Raw genomic sequence first — 24,699 nt, 5'->3', positions numbered from 1 at the left:
AGCGCGATTCTCGTTGAATATCTTTAAGGCCAAAGCCGGCAAATGGATTGCTTGCCGGTTCCCCTGCGTCAGGCCTAACCTGCGCGGCCAACGCATGGTGGTGCGTTTGGCAAAAGGGGAGGATTACACCGTGACAATACAAGGCGCATCGCCTGGCCTGTACAATGAGGACCTCGCGCCGGCGAAAGTGCGGAACTGGGGGCCGTTCTCGATCTTCAACGTGTGGACGTCGGACGTCCACAGCCTGTGGGGCTATTACCTCGCTGCCAGCCTGTTCCTGTTTTGCGGCGGCTTCGTCAATTTCATCATCGCCATCGGCATCGGTTCGCTGATCATCTACGTGCTGATGAACATGGTCGGCTATGCCGGCGTGAAGACCGGCGTGCCCTACCCCGTGCTGGCGCGTGCCTCCTTCGGCATCTGGGGCGCCAACATTCCGGCCCTGGTGCGCGCCATCGTCGCGTGCTTCTGGTACGGCGCGCAGACTGCCGCGGCCTCCGGCGCCATCGTGGCGCTTCTGACGCGGCTGCCGTGGTTCAACGAGTTCAACCAGACCTCGCATCTTCTTGGCCATTCCACCCTGGAGGTGATCTGCTTCGTCGTCATCTGGGCGCTACAACTCCTGATCATCCAGAAGGGCATGGAGACAGTGCGCCGCTTCCAGGATTGGGCGGGACCTGCGGTGTGGGTGATGATGCTGCTCCTGGCGGTATATCTCTGCATCAAAACAGGAACCTTCGCTTTCACCAGCGACATTCCGATGGACGTGTTGCGCGAAAAGACCGCCGATGCCGGCATTCCGGGCGATCCCGGGTCGTGGACGGCACTGTTCGGGGTCGCAGCGATCTGGGTGACCTATTTCTCGGCGCTCTATCTCAACTTCTGCGACTTCGCCCGCTACGCGCCGGACAAGGCCGCGCTGCGCAAGGGCAACATCTGGGGCCTGCCGGTGAACCTGATCCTGTTCTCGCTGGTCGCCGGCGTCACCACCATCGCTGCCTATGACGTCTACCACGAGGTGCTGCTGCATCCCGACCAGATCTCAGCCAAGTTCGACAGCTGGTTCCTGGCAGCACTTGCAGCACTCACCTTCGCTGTGGCGACGCTCGGCATCAACGTGGTGGCCAATTTCGTCTCGCCCGCCTTCGACTTCTCCAACGTCTTCCCGCGCCAGATCGACTTCAAGAAGGGCGGCTACATCGCGGCCGTGATCGCGCTGGTGCTCTATCCCTTCGCACCGTGGGAAGGCAGTGCCGCGCATTTTGTCGGCATCATCGGCGCGACGATGGGGCCGATCTTCGGCGTCATGATGGTCGACTATTACCTGATCCGCAAAGGCGAGGTCGACGTCGAGGCGCTCTACCGTGAGGAAGGCGAGTTCCGCTTCCAGGGCGGCTGGCACATCAATGCCTTCATCGCCGCCGGCACGGGCGCCATCTTCTCGTCGATCCTGCCCAACTTCACCAGCTGGCTGCCGGCCTGGTGGGGCGTTTATGGCTGGTTCTTCGGCGTGGCCATTGCCGGCGCGATCTACTACGTGCTGCGCACAGCGGCACTGGGTGCTGGCGCCAAGATGGCGAAGGCGTGAAATGAAGGGAATAGGCAGTAGGGCCTAGGGAGTAGGAACCTACTGCCTACTGCCTACTGCCTACTGCCTACTGCCTACTGCCTACTGCCTACTGCCTACTGCCTACTGCCTACTGCCTACCATCTCAGCCAACCTCCGCACCGTGTTCCAGTTGCGCGATGTGCCGATGCCCATGCGCTTGTGGTTCATCGCCGCAAGCAGGCGGGAGCTTGGCCGCTCGCGCGAAAAGACGACCCAGATGTCGCCGTCGACCGAAGCCACCTTCTCGTCCTCAGCGGCATAGGCCTGGAGCGCCGCGACGGCTTCGGCGGGCGCAGGCGTGCGCATGATCCGCACCGCCACCTGATCGCCGGTTTCGGCCGACTCGGCCGAGAATGGATTGCCGGCGGCGAGCTTCAGCCAGTCCTCGGCCGTGCGCACGATAATGACGACATGGCGGCCGAAGGTCTTTTCGAAGGCCGTTTCCAGCCGCTGTTCCAGCCTGGCGACATCCGTCGCCCGCGCCCCGAAGACCAGATTGCCGGTCGCCACCAAGGTGCGAGGATTCTTCAGCCCGAGGCCTTCGGCCATCGCCTTGAGGTCGGACATGACGACCCGGCGGCCTTCGCCGAGGATGATGCTGTAGAGCAGCGCGACATAGGTCTGCATCAGCTGCTAAACCCGCAGGCAGTTAGACCAGCCGCGACTGGTCCACCGCAGCCGAGATGAAGCTGGCAAACAGCGGATGCGGCTCGAGCGGCCGGCTCTTCAGTTCCGGATGATACTGAACACCGATGAACCAGGGATGGTCGGGGTATTCGACCGTCTCCGGCAGCACGCCGTCGGGCGACATGCCGGCAAACACCAGGCCGCACTCCTCAAGCTGCGCCTTGTAGTCGATATTGACCTCATAGCGGTGGCGATGGCGCTCGGAAATCTGGGTGTCGCCATAGATGTCGGCGATCTTCGAGCCCTTGGCGAGCTCGGCTTGATAGGCGCCAAGACGCATCGTACCGCCGAGATCGCCGGTCTCGCGGCGCTTCTCCAGCATGTTGCCTTTCAGCCATTCGGTCATCAGGCCGACCACCGGCTCGTCGGTCGGGCCGAATTCGGTCGACGAAGCATGCTCGACGCCGGCCAGCGACCGCGCCGCCTCGATGCAGGCCATCTGCATGCCGAAGCAGATGCCGAAATACGGCACCTTGCGCTCACGGGCGAATTTGGCCGCCAGGATCTTGCCTTCGGACCCGCGCTCGCCGAAGCCGCCGGGAACCAGGATGCCATGCACCTTTTCCAGCCACGGCGTCGGGTCTTCCTTCTCGAAAATCTCGCTTTCGATCCAGTCGAGCTTGACCTTGACGCGGTTGGCCATGCCGCCATGCGACAGCGCCTCGATCAGCGATTTGTAGGCGTCCTTGAGGCCGGTGTATTTGCCGACGACGGCAATGGTGACCTCGCCTTCCGGATTGTGGATGCGGTTGGACACCGCCTGCCAGGGCTCCATGCGCGGTTTCGGCGCCGGGTCGATGCCGAAGGCGGCCAGCACTTCCGAATCGAGCCCTTCCTTGTGATAGGCCATCGGCACGTCATAGATGTGCGGCACGTCGAGCGCCTGGATGACCGCGCTTTCCCTGACATTGCAGAACAGCGAGAGTTTTCTGCGCTCTTCCTTGGGAATGGCGCGATCGGCACGCACCAAAAGGATGTCGGGCGCGATGCCGATGCCGCGCAGTTCCTTGACCGAATGCTGGGTCGGCTTGGTCTTCAGCTCGCCGGCCGTCGGGATGTAGGGCATCAAGGTCAGGTGGACATAGACGGCGTTGTTGCGCGGCAGGTCGTTGCCGAGCTGGCGGATCGCTTCCAGGAACGGCATCGCCTCGATGTCGCCGACGGTGCCGCCGATCTCGCACAGAACGAAATCGTAGTCGTCATTGCCGTCGAGGACGAAATGCTTGATCTCGTCGGTGACGTGCGGAATGACCTGCACGGTCGCGCCGAGATAGTCGCCGCGCCGCTCGCGCTCGATGATGTTCTTGTAGATGCGGCCGGTGGTGATGTTGTCCTGCTGATTGGCCGAGCGGCCGGTGAAGCGCTCGTAATGGCCAAGATCGAGATCGGTCTCGGCACCGTCATCGGTGACGAAGACCTCGCCATGCTGGTAAGGCGACATCGTGCCGGGATCGACATTGAGATAGGGATCGAGTTTTTTGATGCGTGCGCGATAGCCTCGCGCCTGCAAGAGAGCCCCAAGGGCCGCTGCAGCGATGCCTTTTCCAAGTGAGGAAACCACGCCGCCTGTGATGAATACATATCGCGCCATGGGAGTCATCGCTTAACGCGGCCGAATTGATTCCGCCAGAGAAAAAACCGCCGCTGAGGCTTTTTCCAGAGAAGGCGCGATAGTCCCGAAGGTCGAGACTGTAGTTTTTCAGTCAAAACAAAAGGGCCGGCAGAAGCCGGCCCTTTCGGCAGGATTGAGAGAACGTCAGATGATGACGACCTTGGTGCCGACCCTGACGCGGCTGTAGAGGTCCATGACGTGCTCGTTGATCATGCGGAAGCAGCCATTGGAAGCGCTGGTTCCGATCGACTGCGGCGCGATGGTGCCGTGGATGCGCAGATGCGTGTCCTTCTTGCCGTCATAGAGATAGATGGCGCGGGCGCCGAGCGGGTTCTGACCGCCGCCGGGCATACCGTCCTTGTACTGGCCATAGTGCTTGGGCTCGCGCTTCTGCATGTCGAGCGTCGGGATCCAGCGCGGCCATTCCTGCTTGTCGCCGACCGCAACCGTGCCCTTGAACTGCAGGCCTTCGCGGCCGACCGCGATGGCATAGCGGCGGGCGGTGAAAGCCGATTCGACGAGGTAGAGGCGGCGTGCGCTGGTATCGATGACGATCGTACCCGGCTCATAGCCGCTGAATTCGACGTCCTGCGGCACGAATTCAGGCTTCACCTTGAACTGCTTCTTGGCTTCGCGCTTGGCGAGCGCCTGGTCGAGAGCGCGCGTCTCGGGAAGATAGGCAATCGAGGAAGCAGACGATGTGCCGCCGAACAGGCCGGCGAAGAGCCCGCCGCTCCTCGGTTTCTGGCCCGGGGCCTCGCTGCGCAATTCGCCATTGTTGCCGGTCAGCGCGACGTTCATCGCTTCGGCCGGGAGTGGTTCGGCCGACTCGATCGGCGCGATCGGCGTAAGCGGGTCAATTGGCGAGATGATCTTGGTGGTCTTCTTGGCTGGCTTGGCGTCGGCGACCTCGACCGGCTTGCCCTTGCTGGCCAGGAATGCCTGGCGCTCTGCATCGGCCTTGGCTTTCGCCGCCTCGCGCATGGCCAGCTTGCGGGCCTCGAGCGCCTTGGCGCCGGCTGCCGCCTTGTCGGCCGCGATCTTGTCCTCGAGCTTGCTGATCTGAGCCAGATCATCCGAGCTCGGATTTTTCTTCTTCTTGAGAAGCTTCAGCTGCGCCGCATCGCTCTTGGCGGCGACGTTGATGACAGCGGTGTTGCCGACCGCCTGTGGTGAGGTCATTGCCGGAGTGCCGGCGAAGGCCGCGGAGCTCATGCCGAATACGGCACAAAACCCCATGAGAATGAAGCTGCGAAGCTGCATAGCGAAGATCCGATCGTTCAATGCTTGTTGCCCACGGCGTCGCCCGGCGCCCCCCAAGGGCGCAGAAAGTGCCGCGCGCAATCTATAATCGAAGTGCCCGAGGGGCCTCAAGCGGAACGCAGGGACGAATCTTCGTGATCGTGCGCCATTTGCCGCGACTGTGTTGAAACAACAACAGATCGCGGCGTTTGGCCGTGTCCGACTACTGGTTCGGAACCTGCGGCGTGACCGGCAAGGTAACGCCATTGGCAGCCGGCGGCGTGGCCGAATCGGTCGCAGGCGGCGTCGCCGGAGCGGCGGCGGGAGCCGTCGCCGGGGCTGTGGCAGGGGCCGTTGCCGGCGGTGTCGTGGCGGCGCCATTGCCAGCAGGCGGCGTCGTGGTGCCGGCAGGCGGCGCCGGCGGCGTCGTGCCTGGCAACTGGTTGAGCACGCCGTTGCCGCTGTCGGCCGGCACGCGATCGAGAATGTCGATCGGCTTTTCGCCATAGCGCGCAACGATCGAGAGTGTCAGCGACGTCACGAAGAAAGCCGCCGCCAGGATCGCCGTCGCCCGCGTCAGCGCATTGGCGGCACCGCGCGCGGTCATGAAGCCGGAACCGCCGCCGATGCCGAGACCACCGCCTTCGGAGCGCTGCAGCAGCACCACGCCGACAAGGGCGAGCACGACCATGAGGTGGATGACGATCAGTACGGTTTCCATATTTTATCCTGGCAAGCCCTGCCGCTCCCTGGCGATCAGGGCCGGTGATTTGGAGGCGGCTCCATACAATGCTTTAACGGCATTTCCAAGCCCGTGGCCGGAATATGGGAAGCAATGCGCCCTTTGCAACGATTTCGGCCGCGCCGCTCCGTTTCATAAGTCGGCGACGGAACTGGCCGGCAACGAGATTTCGGAGCCTACGCGATATTCTGGTAGGCTTCGGCGATGGCGAGAAAATCCGCCGCTTTCAGGCTGGCGCCGCCAACCAGCGCGCCGTCGACGTTTTTGACGCCGAGCAGTTCGACCGCATTGGACGGCTTGACCGAGCCGCCATAGAGGATGCGGATCTTGCCGGCCACCGAGGCGCCTAGGCCCTCCGATAGTTTTTCGCGGATATGCGCATGCGCCTCGGCCACGTCGTCGGCGGTCGGCGTCAGGCCGGTGCCGATCGCCCATACCGGTTCGTAGGCGATGACGGTGTTGGCTGGCGTCGCGCTAGGCGGCACCGAGCCGGCGACCTGGCGCGACAAGACTTCGAGCGCGGCGCCCGCTTCGCGCTCGGCTTTGGTCTCGCCGATACAGATGATGGCCACAAGCCCGGCGCGCCATGCGGCAGACGCCTTCGCCTGGACAGTCGCATCGTCCTCGCCACGCTGTTCGCGGCATTCGGAATGGCCGACAATGACGTGGCTGGCGCCGGCATCCTTCAGCATCTCGGCCGAGACACAGCCGGTGAAGGCGCCGCTTTCCTTGATATGGCAATCCTCGCCACCGGCCCGCACCGGCGTGCGCGACAGGATTTCGGCAGCGCGCGACAGCAAGGTGGCCGGCACACAGACCAAGGCTTCGGTCTCGGCGTCGAGCCCGCTCATAAAACCGTTGCCGATCATCCTGAGCTCGTTCAGCGAAGCGCTGGTGCCGTTCATTTTCCAGTTGCCGGCAACTAGCGGTCGAATTCCTGGCGTCATGGGATCTGGTTCTCCGGGCGACATTGGGGTCTCGCCCTCCCTACCAAAATCAGGCCACAAAGCAATCGACAGTGAGCCGGAAGGGCGCTATTGCGCTTGTTTCAGACTCGGGCGCAGGCAAAACTGCGCAAAAATCGGAAGTAACAATGCTTGGTATATTGAGAAGCGCGGCAGGGACCTGGGTCGCGAAAGCGCTGCTGTCCCTGCTGGTGTTGAGTTTCCTTGCCTGGGGTGTCACCACCCGCATGGCGGGCGGCTTCCTGGCCGGCCATCACGCTGTCATCACCGCCGGCAGCACCACCGTGTCGATCACCGAGTACCGCCTCGCCTACGATCGCCAGATCAACATGCTGCAGCAGCAGATCGGCCAGCGCATCAGCCGCGAGCAGGCCAGGGCCTATGGCATCGACAACCAGGTGCTGGCGCAGCTTGTGTCGGGCGCCGTGCTGGACGAACAGGCGCGCAAGCTCGGGCTTGGCTTCTCCAAGGACAGGCTGGCCGAACTGACGCGCCAGGAACCTGCGTTCCAGGGCCCGAACGGCCAGTTCGACCGCCGGCTGTTCGAGTCCCGGCTGCGCGACCTCGGCATGCGGCCGGAGGATTATCTGAAGAACCGTGCCCAGGTGGCAGTGCGCCAGCAGATCGTCGAGGCGGTTTCGGACGGTCTCAAGGCGCCGGACACCTTCTTCAAGGCGGTCGCGCTCTATCGCGGCGAAGACCGCACCATCGACTATCTGACTTTGCCGAAGTCGCTGGTCGAGCCGATCGGGGCGCCATCCGACAGCGTGCTCCAGGCCTATTTCGAGACCAACAAGAAGACGTATGCGGCGCCCGAATACCGCAAGTTCTCCTATGTCCGGCTCGAGCCCGAAGACATCATGGATATCGGCGCGGTGACCGACCAGCAGGTCAGCGACGACTACAACAAGAACAAGGGGCGCTACACCACGCCGGAAATGCGCACCATCGAACAGCTGGTGTTTCCGACGGTGGACGCCGCCAAGGCTGCATCCGATTCGCTGAAGACGGGCGCCACGTTCGACAAGATCGTTATCGCGCAGGGCAAGACCCAGGCCGACACGCTGCTTGGCACGCTCTCCAAGGACAAGATCACCGACAAGGCGGTGGCCGATGCCGCATTCGCACTTGCCCCCAACGAAGTCAGCCCGGTCGTCCAGGGCACGTTCGGCCCGGTGCTTTTGCGCGTCACCGAGATCAAGCCGGAAGTGGTGAAATCGTTGGCCGAAGTGTCCGACCAGATCCGCAAGGATCTTGCGCTGGGTGAAGCAAGCCGCATCCTGCTCGACGTGCACGACAATTACGAGGACACCCGCGCCGCCGGCAGCACGCTCACTGAGGCCGCCGCCAAACTGAAGCTCAAGGACGTCACCGTCGACGCCATCGACCGCACCGGCCTCAAGCCGGACGGGACCATCATCAAGGACCTGCCGGCATCGCCGGATCTGATCAAGGCGGTGTTCGAGGCCGAGCCCAACACCGAGAATGAAGCCCTGACCACGACCAACAATGGCTTCGTGTTCTATGAGCTGACATCGATCACACCGGCTCGTGACCGCAAGCTGGACGAGGTCCGCCAGCGGGTGGTGGCCGACTGGACGGCCGAGGAAACGACCAAGCGGCTGACCGCCAAGGCAGACGAGCTCGACAAACGCCTCAAGGCCGGCACCACACTCGACGTCATCGCCGGCGAACTGAAGCTCGAAAAGCAGACCAAGCGCGGCGTCAAGCGCGAGGCCGACGACGTCGATTTCGGCAAGGACGGCGCTGCAGCGATGTTCGGCGTTGGCGAAGGCGGCACCGGGCTGATCCCCTCGCCCACCGGCGAAGGCCAGATCCTGTTCAAGGTGGCCGAAGTGTTCGAGCCGGCCGGAGCCGACGCCAGTTCGGTGCCCGACGACGCGCAGAAATCCTTCACGCAAGGCATGTCCGACGATCTGCTCGACCAGTTGGTTGCGCAGTTGCAGACGCAATACGCCGTCAGCATCGACCAGGCCGCCGTTGCCCAGGCCCTGGCTCAATGAATGTCTTAACCCAATGAGCGCGCTGAAGATCCATATCGCCAAGGTCGCCACCGGCAGCGCGCTTACCTTCGAGGAAGCGCGCGAAGCCTTCGACATCATCATGTCGGGCGACGCGACGCCGGGCCAGATCGGCGGCTTCCTGATGGCGCTGCGCGTACGCGGCGAGACGGTGAGCGAGATCTCCGGCGCCGTCGCCACCATGCGGGCCAAGATGCTGCGCGTCGAAGCCCCTGAAGGCGCCATCGACATTGTCGGCACCGGCGGCGACAATTCGCACTCGGTCAACATCTCGACGGCTTCCGCCTTCGTCATCGCCGGCTGCGGCGTGCCGGTGGCCAAGCATGGCAATCGTGGCCTGTCGTCGCTGACGGGGGCTGCCGATGTGCTGGTCGCGCTCGGCGTCAAGATCGATATCCCGCCGGAAACGATCGGTCGCTGCATCCGCGAGGCGGGAGTCGGCTTCATGTTCGCACCGGCGCATCATCCGGCGATGAAGCATGTCGGCCCGACCCGCGTCGAGCTCGGCACCCGCACCATCTTCAACCTGCTTGGCCCGCTGTCCAATCCGGCCGGCGTCAGCCGCCAGATGGTCGGCGTGTTCCTGCCGGAATGGATCGTGCCGGTGGCCGAGACGTTGAAAGCGCTGGGCACAGACCACGCCTGGGTCGTCCATGGCGACGGCTATGACGAGATCACCACCACTGGCGAGACGCAAGTTGCGGAACTGGCCGGCGGCGAGATCCGCCATTTTACGCTCACCCCCGAAGCGGTCGGTTTGCAGCGCCACACCAAGGACGAGTTGCGCGGTGGCGACGCCGCCTACAACGCCAAGGCATTGCGCGATATGCTGGGCGGCGCTGCCGGCGCCTATCGCGACACGGTGCTGATGAATGCCGGCGCCGGCATGGTGGTGGCGGGCAAGGCGACAACGCTTGCCGACGGCATGGCGGCGGCGGCACAAGCCATCGACAGCGGCCGGGCGCTAGGCGTGCTCGACAGGCTGGTCGAGATTTCGAACGGATAGAGCCGTGGCTGACATTCTGCGCAAGATCGAGGCCTACAAGCGTGACGAGATCGCGGCTGCGAAAGCGCGGATCCCCCTGGCCGAGATCAAGGCGCGGGCCAAGGATGCCGACGCCCCGCGCGGCTTTCTCAGGGCGCTCGAGGCGAAGCGCAGATCGGGCAACTTTGCCCTGATCGCCGAAATCAAGAAGGCGAGCCCTTCCAAAGGGTTGATCCGCGCCGATTTCGACCCGCCGGCGCTTGCGCAAGCCTATCAGAAAGGCGGCGCTGCCTGTCTTTCGGTGCTGACCGATGCGCCGTCCTTCCAGGGCGCGCCGGAATTTCTCACCAGTGCGCGCAAGGCGGTGTCGCTGCCGGCGCTGCGCAAGGATTTCCTGTTCGATCCCTACCAGGTCTACGAGGCACGCGCCTGGGGCGCCGACGCCATCCTGATCATCATGGCCAGCGTCGATGATGCGCTGGCAAGCGAACTGGAAGCGACCGCATTCGAACTCGGCATGGATGCGCTGATCGAGGTGCATGACGAGGCCGAGACGCAGCGCGCGGTAAAACTGTCATCGCAGCTGATCGGCATCAACAACCGCAACCTCAGGACATTCGAGACCAGTCTCGAAACTTCGGAGCGTCTGGCGTCGATGGTGCCGGGAGGCCGCTTGCTGGTCAGCGAGAGCGGTATTTTCAGCCACGACGACTGCCTCAGGATGCAAAAGACCGGCATCGAAACCTTCCTGGTCGGCGAAAGCCTGATGCGGCAAGAGGATGTCGCAGCGGCAACGCGCCTGCTTTTGACAGGCAAGGCGACGGCAGAGGCCATCTGACGATGGCAGCCGCCCTCACCCATCTCGGCGCCAAGGGCGAGGCCAATATGGTCGATGTCGGCGACAAGGAAGAGACGACACGCACGGCCATCGCCGAGGGCTTTGTCTCGATGCGGCCTGAAACCCTGAAAATGATCCTCGACGGCGACGCCAAGAAGGGCGATGTGCTGGGCACAGCGCGCATCGCCGGCATCATGGCGGCCAAGAAGACGCATGAACTGATCCCGCTCTGCCATCCGCTGCTGTTGACCAAGGTGTCGGTCGACATCGAGCCGGACGTGGCGCTGCCGGGCCTCAGGGTTACCGCGCTCGCCCGCGTCACCGGCAAGACCGGGGTCGAAATGGAGGCGCTGACCGCGGCATCGGTGGCATGCCTGACCATTTACGACATGGCCAAGGCGGCCGACCGCGCCATGGTGATTTCCGGCATAAAGCTGGTGGAAAAGACCGGCGGCAAATCCGGCGACTACAAGGCGGGTTCGTAAATGGCGCTGGTTCCGGTCGCCGAGGCGCTTCAACGCCTGCTCGACGGCGCCGCGGCGCTGCCCGGTGAAAGCGTCGCGCTGGCAGATGCGGCCGGCCGGGTGCTGGCGGAGCCTGTCGTGGCGCTGCGCACCCAGCCGCCCTTCAACGCCTCCGCCATGGACGGCTATGCCGCGCGGGCGCAGGATGTGGCATCCGCCCCGACGCGGCTTTCTGTAATCGGCATGGCGCCGGCCGGCCGCGGCTTTGCCGGCTCGGTCGGCAGGGCGGAGGCTGTCCGCATTTTCACCGGCGCGCCGCTGCCAGAAGGCGCCGACACGATCGTCATCCAGGAGAATGTCCGCGACCTTGGCAATGGCCATATCGAAGTCACCGAGCCGACCGCGAAAGACCGTAATATCCGCCGTCGTGGATTGGATTTCTCGCAAGGCGACCTGCTCCTGCAACAAGGTCGCGTGCTCGATCCGGCCGCATTGTCGCTTGCGGCGTCGGCCAATCATCCACTGCTCAACGTCGTGCGCCGGCCGCTGGTCGCCATCATCGCCACCGGCGACGAGTTGCTGCCGCCGGGGCGTGACCCCGGTCCGGATCAGATCATCTCCTCCAACGCTTACGGCGTCGCGGCCGTCGCGCAGTCTGTCGGCGCCAAAGCGCTTGATCTCGGCATCGCGGCAGATCGCAAGGCCGACATAGCGGCGCTGGTGAAGAAGGCAGTCGCGGCAAAGGCCGACGTCATCGTCACGCTCGGCGGCGCCTCGGTCGGCGACCACGACCTCGTGCACGACGTGCTGACCGGCGAAGGCATGAAGCTCGATTTCTGGAAGCTCGCCATGCGCCCCGGCAAGCCGCTGATGTTCGGGCGTCTCGGCGATATCAGGTGCATCGGCCTGCCCGGCAATCCGGTGGCGAGCCTGGTCTGTTCGCAGCTGTTCCTGAAGCCGCTGTTGGCGCAGCTCGGCGGCAGCACCCACCGGCAGGACATCCGCCCTGCGCAACTTGGCGCCGCGATGCCGGCGAATGATCTCAGGCAGGACTATGTGCGCGCTGTGGTCCGGGAAGAAGCCGGCGCATTGGTGGCAACGCCGTTCGGTATCCAGGATTCCTCGATGCTAAGAATGCTGGCGGACGCCAACGGCTTGATCGTGCGCGAGCCCTTCGCGCCGGCGGTTGCAGCGGGCGCCGCCTGCAGCGTGCTGATGTTACGCTGAAGACCAAGCGTCCAAGCCGTTAGTTTTACTGACAAAACTGGCCTATACCGCAAGCAATGTCCGCGTCAGCGGATGTGTCGGATCGGCAAGCCCGTCGACGATGCTGAAATGATGCCGGTCCGGCTCGACCACCGTGCTGGTCATGGCGCCGAGGCCGGTCCAGATGTTGGCGAGCAACGCATTCTGGCGCAGGAACTCCGCCCGCTCGCCGCCGCCGACCCAGCAAGTGATGCGTGCGCCCTCCATCGGGCGCAGCAGCGCCGGGCTTTCGGCCAGTGCTTCGGCTTCATCGATGGCCAGTGTTGCGTTCATGCCGGTGCGCATGATCGGCCGCAGGTCATGAACGCCGGAGATCGAAACAACATTGCGCACGCGGCCGGCCACGTCGGCGGCCAGAGGGCTCGTCGTCGTCACCATCCTCGAGGCGAGATGGCCGCCGGCGGAATGCCCTGTCAGCATTACCGGGCCGCCGACCATCGTCGCCGCCTTGCCGATCGCCGCTGCGATTTCCCTGACGATGCCGAAAATGCGTATGTCGGGACAAAGCGTGTAAGTCGGCATTGCCACGGCAAAGCCGCTCGCGACCGCGCCATTGGCCAGATGCGACCAGGCGTTCTTGTCGAACGCCTTCCAGTAGCCGCCATGGATGAAGACGACGAGCCCTTTGGGCATGGCATCGGGAAGGAACAGGTCGAGCCGGTTGCGCGCGCTGTCGCCATAGGCGATGTCGAGCTTGGCCCGCCCGGCCGCCGACAGCGTGTCGCGAAAAGCCTGTGCCGGTGCGTCCCACGCGGCCGGCCAGCGATTGCTGCCGGCGATGTTGTCGCCATTTGCGTAGGCATTGTCCCAATCGGCAACACGATGTTCGAGCATCTGCACCCTCCCAGATGGCTTCAGTTCAGTCGACAGGAATGGCCGCCGGCAAAGGCGGCGTCAATGCTCCACCCTAAAAACATTTTAGGCTTGAAACAAATTTCGACTGGTGCGATCCTGTGACCGTTCAGCCATGGGCGTGAGGCAGACAGGGGCAGCCGAAAAATGCTTGGGCCATCAGCGCATATCGACACATTCACGCGCGACAACCTGCCGCCGCCGGATCAGTGGCCGGAGTTTTTGCTCGACGGCTTCCACTATCCCGATCACATAAATGCCGGCGTCGAATTGACCGACAGGCTGGTCGAAAAGGGCTTTGGCGACCACACCGCGCTGATCGGCAATGGCCGCCGCCGCACCTACAAGGAACTGTCCGACTGGACCAACAGGCTCGCCCATGCGCTGGTCGAGAATTATGGCGTCAAGCCGGGCAACCGGGTGCTGATCCGCTCTGCCAACAACCCGGCCATGGTCGCCTGCTGGCTTGCCGCCACCAAGGTGGGCGCGGTGGTCGTCAACACCATGCCGATGTTGCGTGCCGGCGAACTCGCCAAGATCGTCGACAAGGCGGAAATCACAATCGCGCTTTGCGATACAAGGCTGATGGACGAGATGACCGCCTGCGCCAAGGGCAGTGCGTATCTCAAGCAGGTCATCGGCTTCGACGGCACCGCCAACCATGACGCCGAACTCGACCGCGCCGCCCTCGACAAGCCGGTCACCTTCACCGCCGTCAACACCGGCCGCGACGACGTCGCCCTGCTCGGCTTCACCTCCGGCACCACCGGAGTGCCGAAGGCGACGATGCATTTCCACCGCGACCTGCTGATCATCGCCGACGCCTACGCCCGCGAAATCCTGGAGGTGACGCCGGACGATATTTTCGTCGGCTCGCCGCCCCTTGCCTTTACCTTCGGCCTTGGTGGGCTCGCCATCTTCCCGCTGCGCTTTGGCGCCGCGGCGACGCTGCTGGAACAGGCGACGCCGCCCAACATGATCCACATCATCGAGACCTACAGGGCGACCATTTCCTTTACCGCTCCGACCGCCTACCGGGCCATGCTCAAGGCCATGGATGACGGTGCCGACCTATCCTCGCTGCGCGTCGCGGTTTCGGCCGGCGAGACGCTGCCGGCGCCTGTCTTCGAGGAATGGACGCAGAAGACCGGCAAGCCGATTCTCGATGGCATAGGTGCCACCGAGATGCTGCATATCTTCATCTCCAACCGCTTCGGCGACATGAAGCCGGCCTCCACCGGCAAAGCCGTCGGCGGCTATCAGGCACGCATCGTCGATGACGAGATGCGGGAGCTGCCGCGCGGTTCGACAGGCCGGCTGGCGGTGCGCGGCCCGACCGGCTGCCGCTACATGGCCGACGCCAGGCAGAAGGAATACGTCCGTGACGGCTGGAACCTCACCGGCGACACCTTCACCCAGGACGAAGACGGTTTCTTCCACTTCGCCGCGCGCTCCGACGACATGATCGTCAGCGCCGGCTACAACATTGCCGGTCCCGAGGTCGAAGCAGCGTTGCTTTCGCATCCCGACGTCGCCGAATGCGCGGTGACCGGCGCCGAGGACAGCGAGCGCGGCCAGATCGTCGAGGCGCATATCGTTCTGGTGCAAGGTGTTTCGCCGGACGCATTGACCGTCAAACGCCTGCAGGACCACGTCAAGGCAACGATCGCGCCCTACAAATATCCGCGTTCGGTAAAATTCATCGACGCCTTGCCCAAAACCCAGACAGGCAAAATCCAGCGCTTCCGGTTGCGGGCGGAGAAGAGCAATTGAGCCAGCCCTACGATCCGGCGTCCGATGGCGCGCAGATGTCGTTCAAGGAGCGGATGTCTTACAGCGATTATCTGCACCTGGAGCAGGTGCTCGACGCGCAGGCGCCGCTGTCTTCGGCCCATGACGAGATGCTGTTTATCATCCAGCATCAGACATCGGAATTGTGGATGAAGCTCGCCTTGCACGAGATCGGCGCCGCGATCCGCTCGATCCGCGCCGACCGCCTCGAACCGAGCTTCAAGATGCTGTCGCGCGTCGCGCGCATCTTCGAGCAGCTCAACAATGCTTGGGACGTGCTGCGTACGATGACGCCCAGCGAATATACCGAGTTTCGCGACGCGCTCGGCCAATCCTCGGGCTTCCAGTCCTGGCAATACCGCGCCATCGAATTCATGGCTGGCAACCGCAACCTCGCCATGCTTGGCCCACACAAGCACCGGCCCGATCTCACTGACAGGCTGGAAGCGATCCTGGCCACGCCGTCGCTCTATGACGAGGCGCTGCTGCTTTTGGCGCGCAACGGCTTCGACATCGGCGCCGACGCCACGCGCACGGACTGGCGCGAGACACGCGTCGAGAACGAAGAGGTGCTGGTTGCCTGGCAAACCGTCTACCGCGACCCGCAGCGCTACTGGATGCTCTACGAACTGGCGGAAAAGCTGGTCGACTTCGAGGATTACTTCCGCCGCTGGCGCTTCAACCACGTCACCACGGTGGAACGCATCATCGGTTTGAAGCGCGGCACCGGCGGCACCTCAGGCGCCTCCTATCTGAAGAAGATGCTGGAGGTCGTGCTGTTTCCGGAGCTCTGGACAGTTCGCACCCGGCTCTGAGCTCTTTGTTTCCGCGCAATTCCCGACGGGAAGCGCTACGCACTTTTCCCGGGAAAACAGCGTCAGAATTTTCCTGGACTTGCGCCGGCTTCAGGTAACCGCGGTCTTCACCGCGAAGCGGGCGTCCTGCCAGGTGCCGGTGCGCAGAATATCCTCCAGCACGTCGACCGCCTGCCAGACATCGCCATAGCCGACATAGAGCGGCGTGAAGCCGAAGCGGATGGTAGACGGCGCGCGGAAATCGCCGATCACACCGCGCTCGATCAGGGCGCGCATCACCTGATAGCCATGCGGATGAAGGAACGACACCTGGCTGCCGCGCTGGCTGCCGTCACGAGGACTTTCCAGTTCAAGCCCGTAGGCGCCGCATCTGGCTTCGACGAGCTGGATGAACAGGTCGGTCAGCGCGATGCTCTTTTTGCGCACCAGCGCCATGTCGACATCGTTCCAGATATCGAGCGCCCCCTTGAGCGCCCGCATTGACAGCACCGGCTGCGTTCCGCACAGGAAGCGGCGGATGCCGCTGCCGACGGCAAAGCCCTGCTCGAAGGCAAAGGGCCGCGCATGGCCCCACCAGCCGCTGAGCGGCTGATGGACATCGCCATGGTGGCGTTCGGCCGCGTAGATGAAGGCCGGCGAGCCCGGGCCGCCATTGAGGTATTTGTAGGTGCAGCCGACGGCGAAATCGGCATTGGCACTGTCAAGTTCGACCGGCAAGGCGCCGGCGGTGTGGCAGAGATCCCAGATGATCAGCGCTCCGGCGTCATGCGCCTTGCGCGTCAGCGCCGCCATGTCGCGCAACTGGCCGGATTTGTAGTTGACGTGGTTGACCAGGATGACGGCGACGCTGTCGTCGATCAGATCCTCGATTGCAGGCGCGTCGACGCCCTCCAGCCGCAGCCGCGTTCCCGGCCGGGTCGATGCGACGCCTTCGGCCATATAGAGGTCGGTCGGGAAACTGTCGCCCTCGGCAACGATGACCGGGCGGTCCGGCCGCATGCCGAGGGCCGCGTGCAGCAGCTTGTAGATGTTGATCGAGGTCGTGTCGCAGACCACCGTCTGCCCCTCAGCCGCGCCGATCAGTCGTCCGAGCTGATCGCCGAGTTCCACCGGCATGTTGAACCAGCCGGCAGTGTTCCAGGCGCGAATGAGATCCTGCGCCCATTCCTGCGTGGCGGCCTGCTGCAATTCGCTGAAGACGGCCGGTGACGCGGCACCCAGCGAATTGCCGTCGAGATAGATCACGCCCTGCGGCAAGACAAAGCGTTCACGCATGGAACGCAGCGGATCGGCGGCATCCATCGCTTCGATTGCAGCGAGATCGGGTGTCATGCTCATGATCCGGCGCTCCTCCATGAACAACAGCATTCGGCGGAGCCTGTCCGCCCAAACATGCCGGCGATCTTGAGGGGTCCTCCTGGAGCTGTCAAACATTATATATAATTTACGTGATGGAAGGCTTTGATATATAATCATCAGCCGAGCAATCTGACTGATGGGTCACGATATTGAATGACGAGCAGTCCTCGAAAACGGAAACGGCCTATCGGCTGCTCAGGCGCGATATTCTTGCGACCCGGCTGGCGCCTGCTGCGCCGTTGAAGCTGAGCACGCTGAGCGGCATCTATGGCATCGGCTGGACGCCGCTGCGCGAGGCACTGTCACGACTGGAAGCCGAACGGCTTGTGACCGCCATCAGCAACCGTGGGTTTGCGGTCGCTCCCGTGTCCCGAGCCGAGCTCGAAGACCTGACGCGTGCGCGATTGGTGGTCGAACTGCCCTTGCTGGTGGAATCGATCGAAAAGGGCGACCGTCAATGGGAAGACACGGTCGTTGCCGCCCACTACCGCCTCTCACGCTGCGGGTCCGTTCTCGATGATCCCTCGGATGAGGCCGTCGATGCGTGGTACGAAAAACATGATGCCTTCCACGCGGCACTGCTCAGTGCCGCGACATCCAGCTGGCTGCTGCGTTTCAACGCGACGATCTCCGATCAACTGCATCGCCACCACCGCTTTCTCGGCCTGGCCCCGACGCTGCGCGCGGCCGCCGGCCGCGAGGACGGACACCAGAAGGCCATGGAGGCGCTGCGCGACGCCGTGGCGATCGAACACCACACCGCACTGATGGAAGCAGCCCTTGACCGCGACACTGAGGGCGCAAAAACGCTGATGAGCGTTCACATCGGCTACACGCTGCAAGTCTATGCCCAGAGTGAACCGGGCGCGGCGACGGATGCGGCGCAGCCCCGCCCGAAAAAGCGGCAGCGATCTGGCAAGGCATGAATTGGCCCGATGGCCCAGGCTACCGGCGTTTCACCCCGTTGCCGGCAAACCAGCGCGGGCGCCGATCGCGGTGCGGAACGTTACGCTGAACAAAACGTCAACGCATTCATTAAACTTTAAAAGGTTGCGGAACACAACTGGAACAGATAGTGTTTGTTCTGGGTTTGTTTTTTCCGATTCTGGTTTCAGAACCCGTGGGGGCCGCGATGCTGACGCGCAAGCAACATGAACTTCTGATGTTCATCCATGAACGCCTGAAGGAGAGCGGAATCCCGCCGTCTTTCGATGAGATGAAGGAAGCGCTCGACCTCGCGTCCAAGTCCGGCATTCACCGCCTGATCACGGCGCTTGAGGAGCGCGGTTTCATTCGCCGGCTGCCGAACCGGGCGCGCGCACTGGAAGTGCTGCGGCTGCCCGACTCGATCGCACCCGGCCTCAATGCGGCGAAGAAGTTCTCGCCAAGCGTCATCCAGGGCAGTCTCGGACAAGGCGGTTCTGGCCAGGGCGGTGTGGGGCAAAGCGGTCTCGGCCGTCAGATCAAGCCGGCCTCATCGTCGCGTTCGATGTCGGCCGGCAATGACGACGCGGTTTCCGCGGTGTCCATCCCGGTGATGGGCCGCATCGCCGCAGGCGTGCCGATCGACGCCATCCAGCACCAGACCCATTCGATCTCGGTGCCGCCGGACATGATCATGGGCGGCGAACATTACGCGCTCGAGGTCAAGGGCGACTCGATGATCGAGGCCGGCATTTTCGACGGCGACACGGTCATCATCCGCAATGCCGACACCGCCAGCCCCGGCGAGATCATCGTGGCGTTGGTCGACGAAGAGGAAGCGACGCTGAAACGCTTTCGCCGCAAGGGCGCCTCCATCGCGCTGGAAGCCGCAAACCCGGCCTATGAAACCCGCATCTTCGGGCCAGACAGGGTCAAGGTGCAGGGCAAGCTTGTCGGGCTGATCCGGCGCTACTGAGCCGGCTTAGTTTTGTACTTTTCGCGCTCCTTGTAGGGTGGCAGGCCGCGTGCTTCGCGTGAGAAGCGGCGTTGCTCGTGCCAGGGACGATAGGGCTTGTCGACGGCGAAACGTATGGCTGGCGTTGTCGCGGCCGATTGCGGATCGAAGAAGACGGCGGCACTGCCGTCGCGGGCAAGCTGCTTCTTGGTCACGACCAGCACCAGCGGGTCGCGACACGGATTGTAGGCGGTGGCGTCCTCAATGACGATCAGGCTCGCGAAAGCGCAGGCCGGTCGGGCTGTCTTGCGGTCTTTTGCCAGCGCGATGATGGCTCCGGCCGGGTGCCGGGCAATGCAGAGATCACCTGTGCAGTAGAAGGGCGAGCCGGGCGGCAGGTCGAGCGGATCGAGATCGAACCGCGTATCCGTTGCCTCGAAAATCTCAGGCGGGATAATGGTTTCCGCCCTTAGCGCGCGTTTCCAGTTGTCAGTGGTGAATTCGTTGGAGCGTTCGCGATTGAGGGCTAGCTCGCCGCCTCCGATCGGCACGGCCACCAGATGCGCATCCTCGGAGATGAGCACATCGGGCGTGCGTACCTGCGGCACCGTCAACAGGCCAGCCAGCGCGAAAGGCACGGCCGCCAGCCGAAGCCATGTGGTGGCCATGGTGGCGATGACGAGGGCGACGGCCACCAGCAGCACCGAGCGGATGGAGATCAACCCGACGGCATCGACCGGCGAACGCTCTGAAATCCAGGCGGAGATGGCGATCATCGCTGCCAGACCCTTGCCCATCACATAGAGGAACGGCCCATCGGCGCCGAATGGCATCGCCAGCGCGCTGAGGACGGCAAAGGGCATGACGATTAACGATACAATCGGCATCACGGCCAGATTGGCGAGCAGACTGAGCGGTGACACGCGCTGGAAATGCCAGATGGCAAACAGCGCCGTGGCACTTCCAGCGATAATCGAGGTCATGGCGAGGCCGCCCATGGCCAGCAGGACTTTTCGCGACAGGAAGCTGACGAAAGAGCGCCTCGCAGGCGGCGTTCTCACCCTGTCGGCGCGGTAGTCGGCCCAGCCGGCATAGGCGCCGACCAGGGCGGCGGTGGCCGCAAACGACATCTGAAAGCTTGGGCCGACCACCTCATGCGGCGACACCAGGATGACGGCGATGGCCGAGATCGCCAGGTTGCGCATGGTGAGTGCTGCGCGATCGAACAGCACCGCGACCAGCATGACCGCCAGCATGATGAAGCTGCGCTCGGCGGCAACCACGATGCCTGAAATGACGAGGTAGGCGGCGATGGAGACAAGCGCTGCGGCGGCGGCATATTTCTTGACCGGCCGACGCGAGGAGAAATCAGGAAACAACGCGAAGGCGCCGCGCAGCAACGCCATGATGGTGCCGGCAACCAGCGCCATGTGCAGGCCGGAAATGGAGATGATGTGGTAGATGCCGGTGCGCCGCATCGCCTCGTTGACCTCGTCCGGAATGCCGGCGCGCACGCCGACGATCAGCGCTGCGGCAATCTCGCCTTCGGCGCCACCGATCTTGCTCCTGATGTGGTCGGCTATGTTTTCGCGGGCGTTCTCAATGGCCGAAGAGAGGCGTGCGGTCAGCGGCGGCGGTCCCTGCGCGGCGATGGTTTTGGGATTGCCGAGAAAGAAGCCGCTGCCGCCGATGCCGGTGAAATAGCTGTCGAAGGAGAAATCGTAGCTCTCCGGCCGCACCGGACCGGTTGGCGGCAGCAGCCTGGCATAGCCGGTGATCAGGGAGCCGGCGGTCATATCAGCGGGAACGGTGCGTGCCGAGAGCCTGACCCGTTCCGGCGCGTACCGCAGCTTGGGGTAAGCGGTGGAAATCACGTCGAGCGTCAACCTGACGCGCCCGTTTTCCATCTCCTCGAGACTGACGACGCGGCCGGTCAACCGTGTTTGAATCTCGGCGCCGAGCATCTGCGTGCCGGCGCGCCAGGTCTCGACCTTGGCGGCGACGACGCCAAGCGCGCACAGCATGGCAGCCATAAGACACAGATGCGTCCTCGGCCGCGACCGGGTGACGGCAGCACAACATGCCATGAGCAGCACGATGGCGATTGGCTGGGCAAAGCCGGGCTCGTCGGGCAGCGAGAAATAGACAATGACGCCGGCCGCCAGGAAAACCGGCACCAGCAGGAAGGCAACGCCGCGGTCGAGTTCGGTGCCGGCGGCCACGGCAACGCTGCGGCGGATTGCGGGCCATGACGAACGGCGCAGCAGCCGACGCAAACGGACGGTAGGTGCGAACGCGGTGACCGGCACCGGCGCGGCGCCATCCCGTGGCAAAGCCACGATGCCGGGCTGCAGTTCGGGCAGCGCAACCGGCATCGGCTCGGCATAGGGAACATCGGCAAACAACGAGCGTTCGCTGACGCCTGCCTCTGCGCCCTCGCCCTCCTTCGCGCCCCGGCCTCGTTCAGCCATCGGGTCTGCCCCTTGCGCCACAGACCCCCTATGCTACATGAACGCGCAAAGCGCGAAAGTCCGCGCGATCACGCCCCCGCTTTCTAGCCTTGCCCGAGAATTGCCATGTCCAACAAAATTGCCATGTCCAACAGGGCGGTCACCCGTTTTGCCCCCTCGCCCACCGGCTACCTGCATATCGGTGGCGCGCGCACCGCGCTGTTCAACTGGCTGTACGCCAAGCACACCGACGGCACGATGCTTCTGCGCATCGAGGACACCGATCGCGAGCGTTCCACCGAAGCGGCAACCCAGGCCATTCTCGATGGGCTGACCTGGCTCGGCCTGTCCTGGGATGGCGGTGCCGTGTCGCAGTTCGAGCGTGCGCCGCGCCACCGCGAGGTGGCGGAGGAACTGGTGCGCCTGGGCAAGGCCTATTACGCCTACGAGACACCGGCCGAGCTTGAGGCGATGCGCGAAGCGGCGCGCGCCAAGAGCCTGCCGCCGCGCTACAACGGCGCGTGGCGCAACCGTGACGCCTCCGAGGCGCCCGCCGGCGTCAGGGGCGCTATCCGCATCAAAGCCCCGGCCGAGGGCGAGACCGTGGTGCATGACCGCGTGCAGGGCGAGGTGCGCTTCCCCAACAAGGATCTCGACGATTTCATCATCCTGCGTTCGGATGGTGTGCCGACCTACATGCATGCCGTCGTCGTCGACGACCACGACATGGGCGTCACCCACATCATTCGCGGCGACGACCATCTGACCAATGCCGCGCGCCAGACGGTGATCTACAACGCCATGGGCTGGGAGGTGCCGTCCATGTCGCACATCCCGCTGATCCATGGCGCCGACGGCGCCAAATTGTCGAAGCGGCATGGCGCCCTCGGCGTCGAGGCCTATCGCGCCATGGGTTATCTGCCCGAGGCGCTGCTCAACTATCTGGCACGCCTTGGCTGGAGCCATGGCGACGACGAGGTGATGTCGATCAAGGACATGATCGCATGGTTCGACATTGGCGACGTCAACAAGGGCGCGGCGCGCTTCGACTTCGCCAAGCTCGATGCGCTGAACGGCGTGCATATGCGCAAGATGGACGACGTCCAGTTGCTCGACATCTTCGTCGCCACGCTTCCCTACCTCGAAGGCGGCCCGGCGCTGGCTGCCCGCCTCGACGACACCAGGAAGGCGCAGCTGCTGGCCGCGTTGCCTGGCCTGAAGGAACGCGCCAAGACACTGGTGGAGCTGGCCGATGGCGCCGGCTTCCTGTTCGTCGAGCGGCCGCTGCCAGTCGACGAGAAGGCGGCAGGCCTGCTCAATGCCGATGCGCGCGCGATCCTGCGCGGCGCGCATGCGGCTTTGCAGACAGTTTCGGGCGGGTGGACGGCCGCTGCGGCGGAAGCCGCGGTGCGCGCGTTCGCGACGGCCGGCGGCCACAAGCTTGGCGCGGTGGCCCAACCGCTGAGAGCAGCCCTTACCGGCCGCAGCACCTCGCCCGGCGTATTCGACGTGCTTGCCGTGCTCGGCCGCGAGGAAAGCCTGGCGCGGATTGCGGATCAAATCGATTAGGAGCGAACTGGCCCAAGAAGATTGGCATTGAAAGGCGCGTTTCGCAGTGCAACATTAGGCCTTGGCCCAATCTGGCACGCACCTCCCAAAATGCGGTGGCGAGTTCGCGCATTCCGGTGATTTCGACGTGTCGTTTGCAGGAATTGCCTTGCCGGCATGAGGAACATGAAGGAGTTTGAGAATGAGCGAAGCTGCGACAAAACTGGAAACCGGCAGCAAGACGACGCACCCGTCGACTGCCACGCTCGAACTGGCCGGCAAGACGCACGAATTCAAGGTGCGAAGCGGCTCGGTCGGGCCTGACGTCATCGACATCGGCGCGCTTTACAGCACCACCGGCGCCTTCACCTACGATCCCGGCTTCACCTCGACGGCAAGCTGCGAGTCGGCGATCACCTTCATCGACGGCGATGCCGGCATCCTGCTGCACCGCGGCTATCCCATCGACCAGTTGGCCGAGCATGGCGACTTCCTCGAAGTCTGCTACCTGCTGCTCTACGGCGAACTGCCGACCAAGGCGCAGAAGGACGATTTCGACTACCGGGTGACGCGCCACACCATGGTGCACGAGCAGATGTCGCGCTTCTTCACCGGCTTCCGCCGCGACGCGCATCCAATGGCGGTGATGTGCGGCGTGGTCGGCGCGCTGTCGGCCTTCTATCACGACTCCACCGACATTTCGGACCCGTATCAGCGCATGGTCGCCTCGATGCGGCTGATCGCCAAGATGCCGACCATCGCGGCCATGGCCTACAAATACCATATCGGCCAGCCCTTCATTTACCCGAAGAACGAGCTGAACTTCGCCGCCAACTTCCTGCATATGTGCTTTGCGGTGCCGTGCGAGGAATACAAGATCAATCCGGTGCTGGCGCGCGCCATGGAGCGCATCTTCATCCTGCATGCCGACCACGAGCAGAACGCCTCGACCTCGACGGTGCGCCTCGCCGGCTCGTCGGGCGCCAACCCGTTCGCCTGCATTGCCGCCGGCATCGCCTGCCTGTGGGGTCCGGCGCATGGCGGCGCCAACGAGGCCGCGCTCAACATGCTGGGCGAGATCGGCCATGTCGATCACATCCCGGAATTCATCGCCCGCGCCAAGGACAAGAACGATCCGTTCCGGCTGATGGGCTTTGGCCACCGCGTCTACAAGAACTACGATCCTCGTGCGAAAATCATGCAGAAGACGGCGCATGAGGTGCTGGGCGAACTCGGCATCAAGGACGATCCGCTGCTCGACATCGCCATGGAGCTGGAAAAGATCGCGCTGACCGATTCCTACTTCATCGAGAAGAAGCTCTATCCGAACGTCGATTTCTATTCCGGCATCACGCTGAAGGCGCTGGGCTTCCCCACCACCATGTTCACCGTGCTGTTCGCGGTCGCCCGCACCGTCGGCTGGATCGCGCAGTGGAAAGAGATGATCGAGGATCCGCACCAGAAGATCGGCCGCCCGCGCCAGCTCTACACCGGCGCCCCGGAACGCGACTATGTGCCGATCGCGAAAAGATAGGGAATAGTGAGTAGGCAGT

At 63.8% G+C, this 24,699-nt stretch carries 20 protein-coding genes; 12 read left to right on the top strand and 8 right to left on the bottom strand.

Annotated elements, in window-relative coordinates:
* Positions 1-130 precede the first annotated feature (130 nt).
* Positions 131-1,588, top strand: a complete 1,458-nt coding sequence (locus AC1DZ8_RS17755; protein WP_477307037.1) for an NCS1 family nucleobase:cation symporter-1 — start codon at positions 131-133, stop codon at positions 1,586-1,588.
* 102 nt (positions 1,589-1,690) lie between these two features.
* On the opposite strand, the gene AC1DZ8_RS17750 is transcribed toward AC1DZ8_RS17755, so the two are convergent.
* The 5 genes from AC1DZ8_RS17750 to tpiA all read right to left on the bottom strand — a co-directional run bounded on the left by AC1DZ8_RS17750 (position 1,691) and on the right by tpiA (position 6,839).
* On the bottom strand, positions 1,691-2,236 hold the full coding sequence (locus AC1DZ8_RS17750; protein ID WP_477401302.1) for a DUF1697 domain-containing protein: 546 nt from the start codon (positions 2,234-2,236) through the stop codon (positions 1,691-1,693).
* Between the two features lie 22 nt (positions 2,237-2,258).
* Positions 2,259-3,896, bottom strand: coding sequence for a CTP synthase (locus tag AC1DZ8_RS17745; RefSeq protein ID WP_477304330.1), 1,638 nt, complete (start codon positions 3,894-3,896; stop codon positions 2,259-2,261).
* 156 nt (positions 3,897-4,052) lie between these two features.
* The gene (locus AC1DZ8_RS17740) at positions 4,053-5,171 is read right to left on the bottom strand and encodes a L,D-transpeptidase (protein ID WP_477304328.1); all 1,119 of its coding nucleotides are present in this window, start codon (positions 5,169-5,171) and stop codon (positions 4,053-4,055) included.
* A 202-nt stretch (positions 5,172-5,373) separates the two neighbouring features.
* Positions 5,374-5,871 (bottom strand): preprotein translocase subunit SecG, encoded by a 498-nt coding sequence (secG, locus tag AC1DZ8_RS17735; protein ID WP_477304326.1) that lies wholly within the window; start codon positions 5,869-5,871, stop codon positions 5,374-5,376.
* 197 nt (positions 5,872-6,068) lie between these two features.
* Entirely contained in the window at positions 6,069-6,839 is a 771-nt protein-coding gene (gene tpiA / locus AC1DZ8_RS17730; protein WP_477304324.1) for a triose-phosphate isomerase, read from the bottom strand.
* 146 nt (positions 6,840-6,985) lie between these two features.
* Here tpiA and AC1DZ8_RS17725 point away from each other — a divergent pair, with 146 nt between their 5' ends.
* From AC1DZ8_RS17725 to AC1DZ8_RS17705, 5 genes are read left to right on the top strand one after another with little or no spacing between them, the layout of a single operon-like run.
* Positions 6,986-8,881 carry a peptidyl-prolyl cis-trans isomerase gene (locus AC1DZ8_RS17725; protein ID WP_477304322.1) on the top strand — a complete coding sequence of 632 codons (1,896 nt, stop codon included), beginning with the start codon at positions 6,986-6,988 and terminating at the stop codon, positions 8,879-8,881.
* Between the two features lie 13 nt (positions 8,882-8,894).
* Positions 8,895-9,905 carry an anthranilate phosphoribosyltransferase gene (trpD, locus tag AC1DZ8_RS17720; protein ID WP_477304320.1) on the top strand — a complete coding sequence of 337 codons (1,011 nt, stop codon included), beginning with the start codon at positions 8,895-8,897 and terminating at the stop codon, positions 9,903-9,905.
* 4 nt (positions 9,906-9,909) lie between these two features.
* Positions 9,910-10,722 (top strand): indole-3-glycerol phosphate synthase TrpC, encoded by an 813-nt coding sequence (gene trpC / locus AC1DZ8_RS17715; RefSeq protein WP_477304318.1) that lies wholly within the window; start codon positions 9,910-9,912, stop codon positions 10,720-10,722.
* A gap of 2 nt (positions 10,723-10,724) precedes the next feature.
* Positions 10,725-11,207: a cyclic pyranopterin monophosphate synthase MoaC gene (moaC, locus tag AC1DZ8_RS17710; protein ID WP_477304316.1), complete on the top strand. Its 483-nt coding sequence runs from the start codon at positions 10,725-10,727 to the stop codon at positions 11,205-11,207.
* A complete protein-coding gene (locus AC1DZ8_RS17705; RefSeq protein ID WP_477304314.1) occupies positions 11,208-12,413 on the top strand; it encodes a molybdopterin molybdotransferase MoeA in 1,206 nt (401 codons plus the stop codon).
* Positions 12,414-12,455: 42 nt separating this feature from the next.
* Here the strand turns inward: AC1DZ8_RS17705 and AC1DZ8_RS17700 are convergent, their stop codons facing one another.
* Entirely contained in the window at positions 12,456-13,286 is an 831-nt protein-coding gene (locus tag AC1DZ8_RS17700) for an alpha/beta hydrolase (protein WP_477304312.1), read from the bottom strand.
* Between the two features lie 165 nt (positions 13,287-13,451).
* Between AC1DZ8_RS17700 and AC1DZ8_RS17695 the strand changes: the two genes are divergently transcribed.
* Both AC1DZ8_RS17695 and kynA read left to right on the top strand, forming a co-directional pair.
* A complete protein-coding gene (locus AC1DZ8_RS17695) occupies positions 13,452-15,077 on the top strand; it encodes an AMP-binding protein (RefSeq protein WP_477304310.1) in 1,626 nt (541 codons plus the stop codon).
* A complete protein-coding gene (gene kynA, locus AC1DZ8_RS17690) occupies positions 15,074-15,910 on the top strand; it encodes a tryptophan 2,3-dioxygenase (RefSeq protein ID WP_477304309.1) in 837 nt (278 codons plus the stop codon). The genes AC1DZ8_RS17695 and kynA overlap by 4 nt, the downstream gene beginning before the upstream one ends.
* A gap of 90 nt (positions 15,911-16,000) precedes the next feature.
* Here kynA and kynU read toward each other — a convergent pair whose 3' ends face one another.
* Positions 16,001-17,248: a kynureninase gene (kynU, locus tag AC1DZ8_RS17685; RefSeq protein ID WP_477401297.1), complete on the bottom strand. Its 1,248-nt coding sequence runs from the start codon at positions 17,246-17,248 to the stop codon at positions 16,001-16,003.
* A gap of 167 nt (positions 17,249-17,415) precedes the next feature.
* Here kynU and AC1DZ8_RS17680 point away from each other — a divergent pair, with 167 nt between their 5' ends.
* Both AC1DZ8_RS17680 and lexA read left to right on the top strand, forming a co-directional pair.
* The gene (locus tag AC1DZ8_RS17680) at positions 17,416-18,195 is read left to right on the top strand and encodes a GntR family transcriptional regulator (RefSeq protein ID WP_477304359.1); all 780 of its coding nucleotides are present in this window, start codon (positions 17,416-17,418) and stop codon (positions 18,193-18,195) included.
* Positions 18,196-18,401: 206 nt separating this feature from the next.
* Complete coding sequence (gene lexA / locus AC1DZ8_RS17675) at positions 18,402-19,169, top strand: transcriptional repressor LexA (RefSeq protein ID WP_477304305.1); 768 nt, start codon at positions 18,402-18,404, stop codon at positions 19,167-19,169.
* Here the strand turns inward: lexA and AC1DZ8_RS17670 are convergent.
* The gene (locus AC1DZ8_RS17670) at positions 19,163-21,619 is read right to left on the bottom strand and encodes a ComEC/Rec2 family competence protein (protein ID WP_477304303.1); all 2,457 of its coding nucleotides are present in this window, start codon (positions 21,617-21,619) and stop codon (positions 19,163-19,165) included. The genes lexA and AC1DZ8_RS17670 overlap by 7 nt on opposite strands.
* Before the next feature lie 123 nt (positions 21,620-21,742).
* Between AC1DZ8_RS17670 and gltX the strand changes: the two genes are divergently transcribed.
* Both gltX and gltA read left to right on the top strand, forming a co-directional pair.
* Complete coding sequence (gene gltX / locus AC1DZ8_RS17665; RefSeq protein ID WP_477401386.1) at positions 21,743-23,167, top strand: glutamate--tRNA ligase; 1,425 nt, start codon at positions 21,743-21,745, stop codon at positions 23,165-23,167.
* 181 nt (positions 23,168-23,348) lie between these two features.
* Positions 23,349-24,680 (top strand): citrate synthase, encoded by a 1,332-nt coding sequence (gene gltA / locus AC1DZ8_RS17660; RefSeq protein WP_477304301.1) that lies wholly within the window; start codon positions 23,349-23,351, stop codon positions 24,678-24,680.
* Positions 24,681-24,699 lie beyond the last annotated feature (19 nt).

This window comes from Mesorhizobium sp. P2_F7, assembly GCF_056403695.1.
Note: the sequence above shows the minus strand (reverse complement) of the source record. Positions and strands in the feature narration are given on the sequence as shown.

What these genes read in the sequence shown, in the direction of transcription:
- gltX (WP_477401386.1), top strand. Translation starts at nt 21,743, where the DNA reads ATGTCCAACAGGGCGGTCACCCGTTTTGCCCCCTCGCCCACCGGCTAC.
- AC1DZ8_RS17670 (WP_477304303.1), bottom strand. Translation starts at nt 21,619, where the DNA reads ATGGCTGAACGAGGCCGGGGCGCGAAGGAGGGCGAGGGCGCAGAGGCA.
- moaC (WP_477304316.1), top strand. Translation starts at nt 10,725, where the DNA reads ATGGCAGCCGCCCTCACCCATCTCGGCGCCAAGGGCGAGGCCAATATG.
- AC1DZ8_RS17725 (WP_477304322.1), top strand. Translation starts at nt 6,986, where the DNA reads ATGCTTGGTATATTGAGAAGCGCGGCAGGGACCTGGGTCGCGAAAGCG.
- kynU (WP_477401297.1), bottom strand. Translation starts at nt 17,248, where the DNA reads ATGAGCATGACACCCGATCTCGCTGCAATCGAAGCGATGGATGCCGCC.
- secG (WP_477304326.1), bottom strand. Translation starts at nt 5,871, where the DNA reads ATGGAAACCGTACTGATCGTCATCCACCTCATGGTCGTGCTCGCCCTT.
- lexA (WP_477304305.1), top strand. Translation starts at nt 18,402, where the DNA reads ATGCTGACGCGCAAGCAACATGAACTTCTGATGTTCATCCATGAACGC.
- AC1DZ8_RS17745 (WP_477304330.1), bottom strand. Translation starts at nt 3,896, where the DNA reads ATGACTCCCATGGCGCGATATGTATTCATCACAGGCGGCGTGGTTTCC.
- gltA (WP_477304301.1), top strand. Translation starts at nt 23,349, where the DNA reads ATGAGCGAAGCTGCGACAAAACTGGAAACCGGCAGCAAGACGACGCAC.
- AC1DZ8_RS17705 (WP_477304314.1), top strand. Translation starts at nt 11,208, where the DNA reads ATGGCGCTGGTTCCGGTCGCCGAGGCGCTTCAACGCCTGCTCGACGGC.
- trpD (WP_477304320.1), top strand. Translation starts at nt 8,895, where the DNA reads ATGAGCGCGCTGAAGATCCATATCGCCAAGGTCGCCACCGGCAGCGCG.
- AC1DZ8_RS17750 (WP_477401302.1), bottom strand. Translation starts at nt 2,236, where the DNA reads ATGCAGACCTATGTCGCGCTGCTCTACAGCATCATCCTCGGCGAAGGC.
- AC1DZ8_RS17740 (WP_477304328.1), bottom strand. Translation starts at nt 5,171, where the DNA reads ATGCAGCTTCGCAGCTTCATTCTCATGGGGTTTTGTGCCGTATTCGGC.
- tpiA (WP_477304324.1), bottom strand. Translation starts at nt 6,839, where the DNA reads ATGACGCCAGGAATTCGACCGCTAGTTGCCGGCAACTGGAAAATGAAC.
- AC1DZ8_RS17695 (WP_477304310.1), top strand. Translation starts at nt 13,452, where the DNA reads ATGCTTGGGCCATCAGCGCATATCGACACATTCACGCGCGACAACCTG.
- AC1DZ8_RS17700 (WP_477304312.1), bottom strand. Translation starts at nt 13,286, where the DNA reads ATGCTCGAACATCGTGTTGCCGATTGGGACAATGCCTACGCAAATGGC.